Raw genomic sequence first — 13,990 nt, forward strand, 5'->3', positions numbered from 1 at the left:
AAACGATTACTGTGAATACATACAGTATCTACGGAAACCCGGCTGTGTGCAAGCATGCACTTTTCCGCGTGACCAAGTGTTACACTGAGACAACTACACCGACACCGCATCGCCGACATGTCCGAAAGACTGAGTACCGTTGTGCTGGCCATCCTGCTGCTGGCCGCGCCTGCGGCCCGGGCGGCGGCCGCGCCGTGCGCGCCGGCGCGGGCCGGCCTCAGCGACCTGGGCTACTCGGCCTACCGCGAAGGCGGCGTCATCCACGGCAGCACGGTCGACGTGCTGGCAGAGATGCACCGGCGCAGCGGCTGCGCCTTCCAGCTGGCGTGGTACCCGCACGGCCGGCTGTACGCGCAGTTCTTCAACGGCAGCCTGGACCTCACCGGCGCCTCGCTGCGCACGCCCGAGCGCGACCGCCACGGCCTGTGGCTGCCCTACACCTACACCCACTTCGAACTGCTGCTGCTCAACAAAGACGCCGGCAAGTTCCGCAGCCTGGCCGATTTCGTCGACCGCAGCAAGGCGCGCCTGAACGTCACGCGCGGCATTTCCTATTCGGCCGCGACGATGGTGCAAATGGAGCGCCTGCAAAAGCTGGGACGGCTGGAATACGTCAACGACTACGGCGTGGTGTTCCGCAAGATCCTGGCCGGGCGGGCCGAAGGCACGCTGGCGCCGCCCGCCATCCATGTGCTGCACCAGCGCCAGTTCCACATGCTGGGCAAGATGACCGGCACGCCGTTCGCCGAATCGCCGCGCGCGATGGTGGGCATGTATGTGTCCAGGCAGGTGCCGGCGGCGGCGCGTCAGCGCTACATCGACGCGCTGCGCGCCATCGTCGGCGACGGCACGGTGCAGAAAATCTACGAGCGCTACCTGGGCGAAGAGATCACCCGCCGCATCTTCAGCGGCGGCGTGCGCGAAATCCTGGACGCGATGCCGGCAAGCTAGCCATGGCGGGCGCGGAACCATGCCGCGCTGGCCTCGTCGGCCGGGAAAAATGATTCGATCCGCAATTCGTGCACGGTCACATCATGCGGCGTGCCCAGCGTGGCGATGGTGGTGAACAGGTTCAGTTCGACGCCGTCCTTGCACAGCGTCACCGGCAGGAAGGGCAAGGCGCGGCGGTCCAGGTTGGGCGCAAGATGGCCCGCGCCCCGCATGCCGGCGACGCCGGGCAGCGCCAGCAATTCGCCCAGCAGCACGGTGGCCGCGCTGCCGGGGCCGTCGCTCATCGCTTCGCGCTGTATCCAGTGCAGCAGGTCGGCGCCGACTGCTTCCCAGTTGTGCAGGTACTGGCGCACGCCATGCGGGTCCAGCATCAGCTTGAGCACGTTGACCGAGCCGTCGGCGGGCAGGACCGCGTCGTCGGGCAAGCCCAGCAGCCAGCGCATCATGCCGGCCGCCGGCGCGTTGGCCATCGCCAGGTTCCACAGGCGGTCCACCACCAGCGCCGGATAGGGCGCCTGCTGCGCCAGCATGAAGTCCAGCGCCTGGCGCACCGCGCCCAGCTCGGGATCGGACAGCTTGCGCTCCTGGTAGGCCGGCGCGAAACCGGCCGACAGCAGCATCACATTGCGTTGCCGCAGCGGGATCTCCAGCACCATGCCCAGCTTCAGTATCAAGTCCTTGCTCGGCTGCGAGCGGCCGCTTTCCAGGAAGCTGATGTGGCGCTGCGAAATCTCGCTCTCGGTCGACAGGCGCAGCTGGCTGTAGCCGCGCTTGCCGCGCCAGTACTTCAGCGCGGCGGCGAAGTCGCTGAAGTAGTCGGCCGCGCCGCTCATGGGCCTTCCGCCAGGCCGGCGCCATCGTTGGTTGTGCTGGATGCAGGCATGATGATCTCCTTGAACGGCCATGATAGCCCGACTGCAATCACGGCGCGTTCAGGAAGCCGGTGACGCGGGTCAGGCGGCCGTCGGCGCCGAGTTCGGCGACATCGGTGCCGTGCGCCACCGGCGCGCTGCCGGGCACGGCCAGCGTCCACGAAAAGCGCACCACGTCGTTGTGGCCGTCCGGCGTGCCGTCCAGTTCGAAACGGTAGCCGGGGAACTGGCCTTGGGCGCCGGCGATCATGGCGTCGATGCCGTCGTGGCCGGCGCCGCGCATCATCGGATCGAGGTAGCTGGCGTCCAGCGCGAAGGCACGGGCCACCAGCGCGCGGCGGGCGGCGGCGTCGCGTTCGTTCCAGACGGCCAGATATTGGGTAGCGATGTGGGATGGGGTGGTCATGGCGATCTCCTTGAATGGGTTGTGTCGTAGCGACAGAACCCATTCTCCGGAAATCGCTGCGCGGCGGCGATTACGTCCCAGGTAATCGCCGCGTGACCACCAGCACGGCGCCGGCCACCAGGCTGGCGGCCAGCAGGTAGATGCCGTTGGCGGTGCTGCCGCTGGCATCCTTGATCGCGCCCACCAGATAGGGACTGGCGAAGCCGGCCAGGTTGCCGACCGAGTTGATCAGCGCGATGCCGGCCGCCGCCGCCGTGCCGCCCAGCAGCGCGGTCGGCAGGCTCCAGAAGATCGGGAAGGTGCTCAGGATGCCGGCCGTGGCCACGCTCAGCGCGGCCATCGCGAGCACCGTGTTGTCGCTGTAGATGGTGGCGGCCACCAGCCCCAGCGCGCCGGCCACGGCCGCCGCCGCCGCATGCCAGCGCCGCTCGCCGCTGCGGTCGGAATGGCGCGCGGCCAGCACCATCACCACCGCCGCCACCGAATACGGGATCGCCGTCAGCAGGCCGATGTCGAGCACGTCCTTGACGCCGCTGTTCCTGATCAGCTGCGGCAGCCAGAAGCTCACGCCATACAAGCCCATCACGAACAAAAAGTACACCAGCGCCAGCAGCCATACCGTGCCGCTGCGGAACACCTGCGCCAGCGGCAGGCGTTGCTGGTGTTGGCCGTCTTCGGCGATGGCGCGTTGCAGTTGCAGCTTGTCGTCCTCGCTCAGCCACTTGGCGGCGCGGATGCCGTCGTCCAGATAGAACAGCGTCCAGACGCCGATCAGCACCGACGGCAAGCCTTCCAGCAGGAACAGCCACTGCCATCCGCTCAGGCCGTAGCGTCCGCCGAAGGCTTGCATGATCCAGCCCGACAGCGGCCCGCCCACCACGCCGGCCACCGCCACCCCGCTCATGAACAGCGCCACCATGCGCGCGCGGCGCCGGGCCGGATACCAGTAGGTCAGGTACAGGATGATGCCGGGGAAGAAGCCGGCCTCCGCCGCACCGAGCAGGAAGCGCAGCAGGTAGAAGCTCGCCACGCTGTCGGCGAACATCAGCGCCGACGAGATCAAGCCCCAGCTGATCATGATGCGGGCGATCCAGATGCGGGCGCCGGTGCGCGTCATCAGCAGGTTGGACGGCACCTCGAACAGGAAGTAGCCGATGAAGAAGATGCCGGCGCCCAGGCCGTACACGGTATCGCTGAAGCGCAGCTCGGCCAGCATCTGCAGCTTGGCGAAGCCGACGTTGACGCGGTCCAGGTAGGCGGCCACGTAGCACAGGAACAGAAACGGCATCAACCGCCAGCTGACGCGGCGGTACAAGGGGTCGAGCTCGGCGTCGGAAATAGTTGTTTTCATTTGCTTAATTTGCAATACAATTTGCGGCTGACGATCAGCCCGGATTACCCATGATACGCATCCTGCCCGCCTTCCTCGCCCTGCCCGCCGCTCTGGCGCTGGCCCATCCCGCCGTGCCGCCGGTCGCGGCGCAGAAGCCGTGGGTCGATCGCTACCATGGACAAGCGCTGGCGGACGAATACCACTGGCTGCAAAACCGCAACGATCCGGCCGTGCTCAACTATCTGAAGGCGGAGAACGCCTACACCGAGGCCGCCACCGCCGCCATCGCGCCGCTGGCGAAAAGCCTGGCGGCCGAACTCACCGCCCGCACCACGGCCAGCGACCTGACGCTGCCGTGGCGCCAGGGCGACTTCTACTACTACGCGCGCATCGTCGCCGGCAAGCAATACCCGCTCAACTGCCGCCGCCGCGCGGCCGCCGACGGCGGCTACGACGACAGCGCGCCGGAAGATATCCTGCTGGACCAGAACCGCCTGGCGCAAGGCAGGAAATTCTTCGCGCTGGAAGGCATGATGCCCAGCCCCGACGGCCAGCTGCTGGCCTACCGCGCCGACACCAGCGGCAATCACCAGTTCCAGCTGCACATCAAGGACTTGCGCAGCGGCCGCGAGCTGCCCCTCGGCGTAGCGCGCGTGACATCGATGGAATGGGCCGCCGACAACCGCACCATCCTGCTGACGCAAGCCCATCCGTCCACGCTGCGCCCCGACCGCCTGCTGCGCGTGTCGACGGCGGGCGGCAAGCCGGTGGAAGTGTACCGCGAGCGCGACGGCAATTTCCTGCTCGGCGTGGGCCGCACGCACGACGGCCGCTTTCTCCAGCTGATGGCCCTCAGTGCCGACACCAGCGACACCTGGCTGCTGCCGCGCGACCAGCCCACCGGCGCGCTGCGCCTGCTGATGCCGCGCACCACAGGCCACCGCTACGACGCCGACACGCGCGACGACCGGCTCTACCTGCGCACCAACCGCGACGCGCCCAACTTCCGCGTGGTCAGCGCACCGCTGGCCTCGCCGCAGGAGTGGACCGAGGTGACGCGGCCCGAGGCCGGTACGCTGATCGAATCGATGGACGTGTTCCGCGATTTCCTCGTGCTGAGCGAACGCGCCAGCGCGCTCAGCCGCCCGCGCATCCTCGACTTCGCCACCGGGCAATGGCGCAGCGTGCAGTTCGACGACGAGGTCTACCTGCTCCAGCAGACCGGCAACGCCGGCTACGACGACCGCAGCTACCGGCTGCAATACCAGTCGCCGGTGGCGCCGCCGATGGTGCTGGAGATCGACATGGCCAGCGGCGCGCGCAAGGTGCTCAAGCGCCAGCCGCTGGCCGGCGTCGACCTGGAGCGCTTTGCCACGCGCCGCATCTGGATCACCGCGCGCGACGGCGCCAGGGTGCCGGTGTGGCTGGCCTACCGCAAGGACGTCAAGCTCGACGGCAGCGCGCCGCTGCTGCTGTACGGCTACGGCGGCTGGGGCTTCCCCAGCGAGGCGGACTTCAGCCTGCGCCGCCTGAGCCTGATGGAGCGCGGCGTCATCTACGCCGAAGCGCAGATCCGCGGCGGCAACGACCTGGGCGAGCAATGGCACGACGACGGCAAGCTGATGAAGCGGAAGAACGTGTTCAACGATTTCATCGACAGCGCCGAGCACCTGGTGCGCGAAGGCTACACGCGGCCGGAGCGGCTGATCGCCGAGGGCGGCAGTTTCGGCGGCATGGTGATGGGCGTGGTGGCCAACGAGCGGCCCGAGCTGTTCCATGCGGTGCTGGCGTCCGTGCCGCAGGCCGACCTGCTGCACGAGATCACCGATCCGACGCTGCCGATGGTCACATACGAATATCTGGAGTCGGGCGACCCGAAGCAGAAGGCCGCCTTCGATTACATGAAGAGCTACTCGCCGTATGACAACATCAAGCGCCAGGCCTATCCGGCGATGCTGGTGACGGCCGGCTTCAACGACACCCAGGCGCAGTACTGGCCGGCCGCCAAATACGTGGCGCGGCTGCGCGCACACAAGACCGACAGCCGGCCGCTGCTGCTCAAGACCGACTTCAGTTCCGGCCATTACGGCGCTTCCGGCCGCTACGACGCCATCGACGGCAGGGCGTTCGAACTGGCCTGGATGCTGTCGCAATGGGGCATCAACGAATAATTTTCTAAATTATTTTCAAAAACCCTTGCGGAACGGATAAACCACCTTGTAGAATACGGCCTCGTTCAGCAGTTGCGACAAAGTAGTGAAGCAAAGCTGATATGTTTTCTGGGTGCTTAGCTCAGTTGGTAGAGCGGCGCCCTTACAAGGCGTAGGTCGGGAGTTCGACCCTCTCAGCACCCACCAAGAAAACAGAGAAAACGAAATTTGGAGCGGTAGTTCAGTTGGTTAGAATACCGGCCTGTCACGCCGGGGGTCGCGGGTTCGAGTCCCGTCCGCTCCGCCAAATTCCTTTAAGGGCCCGATTCGTCGGGCCCTTAATCATTTCTGCGCCGCCTGGTGTCGCTAGTGCCAGCTATTAATGCCAGGTTAAGCGACGGCCCATGCCGCCGGTGTTATTCTCCCGGCATGATTCTCTCCGCAAATTCCTTGCCCCCCTATCTGCGTTTCCGCGTCCGCATGGCGCACCAGGCGATGCTGCAGTTCGTGGCCAGCTTCGCTTCTTCGCTGGGCTACATCATGCTGGGCTTCGGCCAGGTGCTGGTCGGCCTGATCGCCTGCCTGGCCTTGCCGGGCTTGTTCGCGGCGACGCGGCCGTGGCCGCAGGCGCTGGGCCTGTTCGCCGGCCAGGCGCTGCTGGCCAGCGCGCCGGTCTGGCTGCTGCGCAAGCGCCTGCTGCCGGAACAGGTGCTGCTGTGGTGCCGCCCGCTGCCGATACCCGCGCGCGCGCAATGGACCGCCAACATCGCCGTGGCCGGCATCATCATCGTCCCGCTCGGCATGGCCTACGCCCTGTCCACCGCGATCTGGCTGTGGCAGTGGCCGGACTGGCTGCGGCCGGTGGCGCCGCAAGCCGTGCTGCTGACCGCCGGCTCGCTGCTGCTGGGCTGGATCGTCTCGACGCTGGTGCTGGCCCGACGCTGCCGCATGCCGGCCGCTCCCACACTTCACGCCCACCGTCCGCCGCCCGCGCCGTATGTGCCGCGCGTACCCAGCCTGCAGCGCATGGCCGCCGCCAGCCCGCGCCGCCGCGCCTGGACCGCGCTGCACCACTGGCGCCAGCTGTTCTGGCTGCCGTTCTGGCGGGGCGAGAACGTGGTCGGCATCCAGCAGACCGTGCTGCTGCTGGGCGCGGTCCTGAGCATCGCCGTGTGGCTGTGGCGCCCGCCTGTGGTGCCGCCGACGCTGTGGGCCGCCAACGCCGCGCTGCTGCTGATGCTGCTGACCGACCGCGGCGACAAGGCCGTGACCGAACAGATCGCCCTGCTGCGCCCGGTCGCGGCGGCGTGGCCGGCGCCGATCGACAAGCTGTTCCGCTTTGCGCGCGTGTCGGCGCTGCTGCCCGGCCTGGCCGTGATGGCCTGGTTCGCCTTGCTGACGCTGGGCCACCTGGGCCGCGCCAGCAGCGCCGGCTACAGCACCACCGTCGCCACCGTCTGGCTGTGCTTTGCCGGCGTCGCCCAGGTCGCCGTGATCGCGCTGCGCCGCCTGAGCGTGAACGGCCGCGTGGGGCTGGTCATCAGCGCCATCATCATCCTGATTGCCATTGGAAGCGAACTATGGAATTGAACCCCGTGCTGCGCATCGACCAGCTGACCTTTGAATTCGCCAGCCATCCGCTGTTCCGCCGCTACGACCTGCAGCTGGGCGCCGGCATCACCTGGCTGCGCGGCGAAAACGGCGCCGGCAAGACCACGCTGCTGAAGCTGGCCGGCGGCGCGCTGACGCCGCATGGCGGCAGGATCACGCTGGACGGCATCGACCTGCAGGCCCAGCCGCTGGCCTACCGCCTGCAGTGCTGCTACTGCGGCGGCGACACGCCGCAACTGCCGTGGCTGACCGTGCGCGAAATCCTCGACCTGCACCTGTCGCTGTATCCCCACACCGACCCCGCGCTGCTCAACGCCGAGCTGGAAGCCTTCCACCTGCTGCATACGCTGGACCAGCCCGTCACCACGCTGTCGCTGGGCCAGCACAAGAAGATGCAGCTGTCGCTGGCGCTGGCGCTGCCGGTGCGGCTGCTGCTGATCGACGAACCGTTCAACGGCCTCGACGCCGACGCCATGGCTTATCTGCGCCGTCAGCTGTCGGCGCCGGAGCGGCTGGCGCGCCAGTGCATCCTGCTCACCAGCCACCTCGACCCGGCCTTGCCGCTGGCCGGTACCGTGCAACTTTAAGTTATCATGGGAACGATGAGCCGAGCCGGCCCGGCCGGCCTACCTAGTCCTGCACGGAGTTCCCTTGATCTTTGGTTTCCTGAAATCGCCCGCATTGTCGCCGCGCCTGCTGCGCCTGAAGGAATCGGCGCTGTTCGCCACGCTGACCCCGCTCGAACTGAAGATCGTCGACGGCCTGATGCACGAGCGTCGCTACCTGGCCGATGAAATCATCTTCGACGAGGGCGAGGAAGGCCAGGCGCTGTACCTGGTGATGTCGGGCCGCGTCATCATCAGCCGCAAGCTGGGCGCCACGCGCGAGGTGGTGGCCGAGCTGTCGGCCGGTTCCTTCTTCGGCGACCTGGCCCTGCTGGACAACACGCCGCGCAACGCGCAGACGCGCGCGCTGGACAACTGCGAACTGGCGGTATTCTTCCGCGCCGACTTCATGGGCCTGATGGAGACCGACGCCGTGATCGGCTACAAGATCTCGCTGGCCCTGGCGCGCCACATCGGCAGCCGCCTGCGCGACTGGATGACCGGCAAACCGCAAGTCGAGGCCCTATGAACCTGCTGCCCACCCAGCAGCGCGCCGGGCCGGTGGTCTGGAGCGGCATCATCGCCGCCACCTGCGTGCTGTTGTTCCTGCTGCAGCAGATGCTGTTCCTGGCCATCCCCTTCCTGCTGGGGATCGTGCTGTACTACATCCTGCAGCCGCCGATGCAGCGCCTGATACGCATGGGTGTGAGCCACAACGCCGCCACGCTGATCGTCGGCAGCGTGTTCCTGTTGCTGCTGGTGGCGGCCTGCCTGGTCTTCATCTACTGGGACGCCGGCCCGTCCGACTCGTGGCAGGACATGCTGGGCAAGTACCTCAGCGGCGGCCTGGAGTTCGTGCGCCACACGATGCTGTCGCTGGAGCAGCAATTCCCCATCCTCAAGCAGATCAAGCTGGCGCGCACGGTCAACAGCCGCGTCAGCGCCTTCACCGGCACCTTCGTGCAAAAGCACCTGACCGACATCCTGGTGTCGGTGGCGGCGTGGCTGCCGTCGCTGCTGCTGGCGCCCTTCCTGACCTTCTTCTTCCTGCGCGACGGCCTGCGCTTCAAGAAGTTTTTGGCGCGCGCCGTGCCGAATGCTTTCTTCGAACGCACGCTGTACCTGCTGCACGAAGTCGACCAGACCGCGCACCGCTATTTCCAGGGCCTGATCAAGCTGACCGTGCTCGACACGGCGGTGCTGGCCTTCGGGCTGTGGGCGATCGGCGTCTCGTCGCCGCTGGTGCTGGGGCTGATCGCGGCGATGCTGGCGTGGGTGCCGTATGTGGGCTCCATCGTCGGCTGCGTGCTGGTGGTGATGGTGGCCTCGACCGACGCGCCGGCCGATCCGTCGGTGGCGTACATGGCGATCGGCGTGTTCATCACGGTGCGGCTGCTGGACGACTTCGTCTTCATGCCGCTGACCTTGGGCCGCAGCCTGCACATCCATCCGTTGATCACGGTGCTGATGATCTTCATCGGCGGTTCGGTAGCCGGCGTGGCGGGGCTGATGCTGGTGCTGCCGCTGCTGGGCGTGGTGATGGTGATCGGCGAAACGCTGGGCCGCCTGATCACCGACCCGCGCCTGCGCGCACGCCACCGCAACGCCATGGAACTGCGCACCCGGCAGGCCAGCGCCGACCTGGCCACATAAAAAAGGGCCGCTGTCGTAGCGGCCCTTTTAAAGGTCGGGGGTCAAGTCTGACATTTGGACACGGGCTCTGCCGCAAGCGGCTGCTTACGGTAGAGCCTGTGTCCAAATGTCAGACTTGACCCCAATGTTTTTACGCGGTCATCGCCTGCTTGCCGGCCGACTCGGCGACGACTTCCTCGTCGTCCGAGCGGATCAGGTGATCGAAGGCCGACAGTGCCGCCTTGGCGCCGTCGCCGGTGGCGATGATGATCTGCTTGAACGGCACCGTGGTGACGTCGCCGGCCGCGAACACGCCGGGGATCGAGGTCTGGCCACGCGCATCGACTTCGATCTCGCCATGACGCGACAGCGCCACCGCGCCCTTGAGCCACTCGGTGTTCGGCACCAGGCCGATCTGCACGAACACACCTTCCAGCTCGACCTTCTTCGCCTCGCCCGACACGCGGTCGTTGTAGCTCAAGCCGTTGACGATCTTGCCGTCGCCGTGGATCTCGGTGGTCTGCGCCGAGACGATCACGGTCACGTTGGCCAGGCTGCGCAGCTTGCGCTGCAACACCGCGTCGGCGCGCAGCTCGGCGCCGAACTCGATCAAGGTCACGTGCTTGACCAGGCCGGCCAGGTCGATCGCCGCCTCGACGCCGGAGTTGCCGCCGCCGATCACCGCCACGCGCTTGCCCTTGAACAGCGGGCCGTCGCAGTGCGGGCAGTAGGCCACGCCGTGGTTGCGGTATTCCTTCTCGCCCGGCACGTTGATCTCCCTCCAGCGGGCGCCGGTCGCCAGAATCACGGACTTGGCTTTCAAGGTCGCGCCGCTGGCGGTCTGCACTTCGATCAGCTTGCCCGGCACCAGCTTGGCGGCGCGCTGGGTGTTCATGATGTCGACTTCGTATTCCTTGACGTGCTGCTCCAGCGCCACGGCGAACTTGGGACCGTCGGTGGCCGTGACCGAGATGAAGTTCTCGATCGCCAGCGTATCCAGCACCTGGCCGCCGAAACGCTCGGCCAGCACGCCGGTCTTGATGCCCTTGCGGGCGGCGTAGATGGCCGCCGCCGCGCCGGCGGGACCGCCGCCGACGATCAGCACGTCGAACACGTCTTTCTTGCTCAGCTCGGCTGCCTGGCGGGCGCCGGCGTTCTTGTCCAGCTTGGACAGGATCTCTTCGACGTTGCTGCGGCCCTGGCCGAAATGCTCGCCGTTCAGGAACATCATCGGCACGGCCATGATCTGGCGCGCCTCGACTTCCTGCGGGAACACGCCGCCGTCGATGGTGGTCACTTTGATGCGGGGGTTGATCACCGACATCGCGTTGAGCGCCTGCACCACTTCCGGGCAGTTGTGGCAGCTCAGCGAGATGAAGGTTTCGAATTCGTAATCGCCATCCAGGTTGCGGATCTGCTCGATCACGGCGTCGTCGAACTTGATGGTGTGGCCGCCCACTTGCAGCAGCGCCAGCACCAGCGAGGTGAATTCATGGCCCATCGGCACGCCGGCGAAACGCACGCCGATATCGGTGCCCGGGCGGTTGATGCTGAACGACGGTTTGCGTTCGGCATCGTCGGTGCGCTTGACCAGCGTGATCTTGTCGCTCAACAGGACGATTTCCTGGAGCAGTTCTTCCATCTCGCGGGCCTTGGCGCTGTCATCGAGAGAAGCGACGATCTCAATCGGTTGCACCACTTTTTCCAAGTAGGCTTTCAACTGGGTTTTGAGAGTTGCATCTAACATGATTTTTCTTCCTTTTTACAAATATTTAGGCGTATGCCGGGCCGGACGCCCGGACCGGCATCGCGGTATTACTTGTGTGCTGCGGTCTCTTTCAAGACGTGCTCGGACTTAGATCTTGCCAACCAGGTCCAGCGATGGGGTCAGGGTCGCTGCGCCTTCGGTCCATTTAGCCGGGCAAACTTCGCCTGGGTGCGATGCCACGTACAGCGCGGCCTTCACTTTGCGCAGCAGTTCGGAAGCGTCGCGGCCGATGCCGTTGTCGTGCACTTCCAGCACCTTGATGAAGCCTTCCGGATTGATGACGAAGGTGCCGCGCAGTGCCAGGCCTTCTTCTTCGATCATGACTTCGAAGTTGCGCGACAGGGTGCCGGTTGGGTCGCCGATCAGCGGGTAGTTAACTTTTTTGATTGCATCCGAGGTGTCGTGCCATGCTTTGTGCGCGAAGTGGGTGTCGGTCGACACGCCGTACACGTCCACGCCCAGCTTGGCGAATTCAGGCTGGTGGTCGGCCAGGTCTTCCAGTTCGGTAGGGCAGACGAAGGTGAAGTCGGCTGGGTAGAACATCAGGACGGACCACTTGCCTTTCAGGGATTCGTTGCTGACGTCGATGAATTTGCCGTTAGCGTAAGCGGTTGCCTTGAATGGTTTGATTTGGGTATTGATCAGGGACATTGTGGTTTCCTCGTTGGGTTGTGAATCATTGAGACGCCAGTTTAAGGGCTTTCGCCTCATTTGCAAAATTGATTGTTCCAATAGTTTCAATAGTCACTAGCTATAGAACAAGCAAAGCGAATAGCTATTATCCCTGTTTCGGGCAGGCTCGCGCAGCGGTGCGCATTGTGGAAACGTTACCACACCCTTTTATTCCGATTGCGCCATGGAGGATGAGTTGGATAACATTGCCGGAATAACACGAGGAGCCCGTTTCCCCATGAACACCACCGAAATCTTCCTGATCGCGATGCTGCTGATCTTTACCGTGCCCTACCTGGTATGGCGGATCTTCAAGACCGATTACTACGCGCCGCTGGTCATCATCCAGATCATCGGTGGCATCTTGCTGGGTCCCGGCGTGCTGGGCGCGGCCTTCCCCGAGTACCACAAATTCGTCTTCGCGCCGGACGTGGTGAAGGCGCTGAACGGCATCGCCTGGTGGGGTGTGATGCTGTTCGTGATGATCGCCGGCATCGAGCTGGACCTGAAAAAAGTCTGGCAATACCGCCGCGAGAGCGCGACCACGGCCAGCTTCGCGCTCGGCATGCCGCTGGTATTCGGCTGCGCCGCCGCCGTGCTGCTGCTGGGCTACCAGGGCTGGAAGGGCGCCAAGGGCCTGGACTGGCAATTCACGCTGGGCGTGGGCATGGCCTGCGCCGTGACCGCGCTGCCGGTGCTGGTGCTGCTGCTGGAAAAACTCGACATCCTGCGCCAGCCGATGGGCCAGCGCATCCTCCGTTACGCCAGCCTCGACGACGTGGCGATCTGGGGCGTGCTGGCGCTGATCCTGCTTGACTGGGAGCGCGTGGGCCGCCAGGCCGGCTTCATCCTGGCCTTCGGCGTGCTGACCTTCGTGTTCCGCCGCGTCATGGTGCGCCTGCAGGAGAACGACCGCTGGTACGCGGCGCTGATCTGGCTGGTGATCTGCAGCTTCGGTTCCGACTGGGCCGGCCTGCACTTCATGGTGGGCGCCTTCCTGGCCGGCGTGGTGATGGACGCGGACTGGTTCGACCGCGCCACGCTCGATACGCTGTTCAAGCATGTGCTGCTGATCCTGATGCCGGTATTCTTCCTCAGCACCGGCCTGCGCACCAAGTGGGAGTTGGGCGGCTATTCGGTGTTCTTCGTGGCGGGGCTGTTGTTACTGGCTTCGGTCGGCGGCAAGCTGGTCGGCGTCCACATCGCCGGCAGGATATTGAAATGGAAAGCGGGCGAGGCGTCCATCATCGGCTGGCTGTTGCAGACCAAGGGCCTGATTGAAATCATCTTCGCCAACATCCTGCTCGACAAGCAGATCATCACCAACGAAACCTTCACGGCCCTGCTGCTGATGGCGGCCACCAGCACCATGCTGACCATCCCGGTCGTGCATCCCAAGCTGAACCGCTCAGCCCATGCGGGGCTGGTGCAGCAGGCCAGTTCCTGAGCGGGCTTAATATCGATAGCTCCAGGGTTTCAGCAATGGCGGCGGCGTGTTCGTCGACGCGGCCATTGCTTTTTGCGCCGCCTTGTGACGTACCCACAAATCGACCTGTTCCGGGTGGTCATAGCCAAGTGCACGCATCACCTCGGTTGTCTCCACGGCGAACGCCCTGAAGCGCGACCGTATCCACACGGTGATGATCAGGGTGAGCACGAAGAACATGAGGTAAAACCAGAAATCGGCGGCGAAGCTATTCTTGCCGAAATCCTTGTCGATAAAAAATTCCGATATCCCGATCAGAATGATCGCCAGCGTGGGAAAGAAAAAACTCCACTTGATATCGCAGATCTTTTGTATCGCGTGTCCGCGCACGCGGTGCGGCGGCATCCACAGGATGCGCAGGCTGGGGCTTCTGGCGGCGTAGACGGTCGCGTCGCCGGTCTCGAAGCCGACGGCAAACTCAATGAAGTCGCCGTTGTGGAATTCGACCTGATGAAATCCCCCTCTCAGCTCCTCGCCGCCGACGGTGCAGGAAAAGATATCCAT

At 65.3% G+C, this 13,990-nt stretch carries 13 protein-coding genes and 2 tRNA genes; 9 read left to right on the forward strand and 6 right to left on the reverse strand.

The genetic code is table 11. The features are described from left to right. The first annotated feature begins 117 nt into the window (after positions 1-117). The gene (locus DUGA2_RS05335) at positions 118-951 is read left to right on the forward strand and encodes an ABC transporter substrate-binding protein (protein WP_070267727.1); all 834 of its coding nucleotides are present in this window, start codon (positions 118-120) and stop codon (positions 949-951) included. Here the strand turns inward: DUGA2_RS05335 and DUGA2_RS05340 are convergent. From DUGA2_RS05340 to DUGA2_RS05350, 3 genes are all read right to left on the reverse strand, one after another. After that, positions 948-1,784: a helix-turn-helix domain-containing protein gene (locus DUGA2_RS05340; protein ID WP_070267728.1), complete on the reverse strand. Its 837-nt coding sequence runs from the start codon at positions 1,782-1,784 to the stop codon at positions 948-950. The genes DUGA2_RS05335 and DUGA2_RS05340 overlap by 4 nt on opposite strands. 88 nt (positions 1,785-1,872) lie before the next feature. Further along, complete coding sequence (locus DUGA2_RS05345; RefSeq protein WP_070267730.1) at positions 1,873-2,229, reverse strand: nuclear transport factor 2 family protein; 357 nt, start codon at positions 2,227-2,229, stop codon at positions 1,873-1,875. A 70-nt stretch (positions 2,230-2,299) separates the two neighbouring features. Further along, complete coding sequence (locus tag DUGA2_RS05350; RefSeq protein WP_070267731.1) at positions 2,300-3,580, reverse strand: MFS transporter; 1,281 nt, start codon at positions 3,578-3,580, stop codon at positions 2,300-2,302. 50 nt (positions 3,581-3,630) lie between these two features. Here DUGA2_RS05350 and DUGA2_RS05355 point away from each other — a divergent pair, with 50 nt between their 5' ends. The 7 genes from DUGA2_RS05355 (at position 3,631) to DUGA2_RS05385 (ending at position 9,581) form a co-directional block, all read left to right on the forward strand. Further along, positions 3,631-5,733 (forward strand): S9 family peptidase, encoded by a 2,103-nt coding sequence (locus DUGA2_RS05355; protein WP_070267732.1) that lies wholly within the window; start codon positions 3,631-3,633, stop codon positions 5,731-5,733. Between the two features lie 110 nt (positions 5,734-5,843). After that, positions 5,844-5,919: transfer RNA gene (locus tag DUGA2_RS05360), tRNA-Val, on the forward strand. 23 nt (positions 5,920-5,942) lie between these two features. Next, positions 5,943-6,019, forward strand: a tRNA-Asp gene (locus DUGA2_RS05365). 143 nt (positions 6,020-6,162) lie between these two features. After that, on the forward strand, positions 6,163-7,302 hold the full coding sequence (locus DUGA2_RS05370; protein WP_229214601.1) for a hypothetical protein: 1,140 nt from the start codon (positions 6,163-6,165) through the stop codon (positions 7,300-7,302). Then, on the forward strand, positions 7,293-7,910 hold the full coding sequence (locus tag DUGA2_RS05375) for an ATP-binding cassette domain-containing protein (RefSeq protein WP_070267734.1): 618 nt from the start codon (positions 7,293-7,295) through the stop codon (positions 7,908-7,910). Before DUGA2_RS05370 ends, DUGA2_RS05375 begins: the two co-directional genes overlap by 10 nt. Before the next feature lie 64 nt (positions 7,911-7,974). Further along, positions 7,975-8,457: a cyclic nucleotide-binding domain-containing protein gene (locus DUGA2_RS05380; RefSeq protein WP_008442934.1), complete on the forward strand. Its 483-nt coding sequence runs from the start codon at positions 7,975-7,977 to the stop codon at positions 8,455-8,457. Further along, positions 8,454-9,581, forward strand: coding sequence for an AI-2E family transporter (locus tag DUGA2_RS05385; RefSeq protein WP_070267736.1), 1,128 nt, complete (start codon positions 8,454-8,456; stop codon positions 9,579-9,581). The genes DUGA2_RS05380 and DUGA2_RS05385 overlap by 4 nt, the downstream gene beginning before the upstream one ends. Before the next feature lie 130 nt (positions 9,582-9,711). On the opposite strand, the gene ahpF is transcribed toward DUGA2_RS05385, so the two are convergent. Beyond that, positions 9,712-11,307 carry an alkyl hydroperoxide reductase subunit F gene (gene ahpF / locus DUGA2_RS05390; protein ID WP_070267737.1) on the reverse strand — a complete coding sequence of 532 codons (1,596 nt, stop codon included), beginning with the start codon at positions 11,305-11,307 and terminating at the stop codon, positions 9,712-9,714. Between the two features lie 108 nt (positions 11,308-11,415). After that, positions 11,416-11,979: an alkyl hydroperoxide reductase subunit C gene (gene ahpC / locus DUGA2_RS05395; protein WP_008442943.1), complete on the reverse strand. Its 564-nt coding sequence runs from the start codon at positions 11,977-11,979 to the stop codon at positions 11,416-11,418. A gap of 259 nt (positions 11,980-12,238) precedes the next feature. Between ahpC and DUGA2_RS05400 the strand changes: the two genes are divergently transcribed. Then, positions 12,239-13,447, forward strand: a complete 1,209-nt coding sequence (locus tag DUGA2_RS05400) for a cation:proton antiporter (RefSeq protein ID WP_070267739.1) — start codon at positions 12,239-12,241, stop codon at positions 13,445-13,447. 6 nt (positions 13,448-13,453) lie between these two features. On the opposite strand, the gene DUGA2_RS05405 is transcribed toward DUGA2_RS05400, so the two are convergent. Then, positions 13,454-13,990 (reverse strand): hypothetical protein, encoded by a 537-nt coding sequence (locus tag DUGA2_RS05405; protein WP_141753194.1) that lies wholly within the window; start codon positions 13,988-13,990, stop codon positions 13,454-13,456.

The sequence above is a fragment of the Duganella sp. HH101 genome, assembly GCF_001758795.1.
GTDB lineage: Bacteria > Pseudomonadota > Gammaproteobacteria > Burkholderiales > Burkholderiaceae_D > Rugamonas > Rugamonas rivuli.

Coding starts and splice junctions, on each gene's coding strand:
- DUGA2_RS05335 (WP_070267727.1), top strand. CDS start 118: ATGTCCGAAAGACTGAGTACCGTTGTGCTGGCCATCCTGCTGCTGGCC.
- DUGA2_RS05340 (WP_070267728.1), bottom strand. CDS start 1,784: ATGAGCGGCGCGGCCGACTACTTCAGCGACTTCGCCGCCGCGCTGAAG.
- DUGA2_RS05345 (WP_070267730.1), bottom strand. CDS start 2,229: ATGACCACCCCATCCCACATCGCTACCCAATATCTGGCCGTCTGGAAC.
- DUGA2_RS05350 (WP_070267731.1), bottom strand. CDS start 3,580: ATGAAAACAACTATTTCCGACGCCGAGCTCGACCCCTTGTACCGCCGC.
- DUGA2_RS05355 (WP_070267732.1), top strand. CDS start 3,631: ATGATACGCATCCTGCCCGCCTTCCTCGCCCTGCCCGCCGCTCTGGCG.
- DUGA2_RS05375 (WP_070267734.1), top strand. CDS start 7,293: ATGGAATTGAACCCCGTGCTGCGCATCGACCAGCTGACCTTTGAATTC.
- DUGA2_RS05385 (WP_070267736.1), top strand. CDS start 8,454: ATGAACCTGCTGCCCACCCAGCAGCGCGCCGGGCCGGTGGTCTGGAGC.
- ahpF (WP_070267737.1), bottom strand. CDS start 11,307: ATGTTAGATGCAACTCTCAAAACCCAGTTGAAAGCCTACTTGGAAAAA.
- ahpC (WP_008442943.1), bottom strand. CDS start 11,979: ATGTCCCTGATCAATACCCAAATCAAACCATTCAAGGCAACCGCTTAC.
- DUGA2_RS05400 (WP_070267739.1), top strand. CDS start 12,239: ATGAACACCACCGAAATCTTCCTGATCGCGATGCTGCTGATCTTTACC.
- DUGA2_RS05405 (WP_141753194.1), bottom strand. CDS start 13,990: ATGGATATCTTTTCCTGCACCGTCGGCGGCGAGGAGCTGAGAGGGGGA.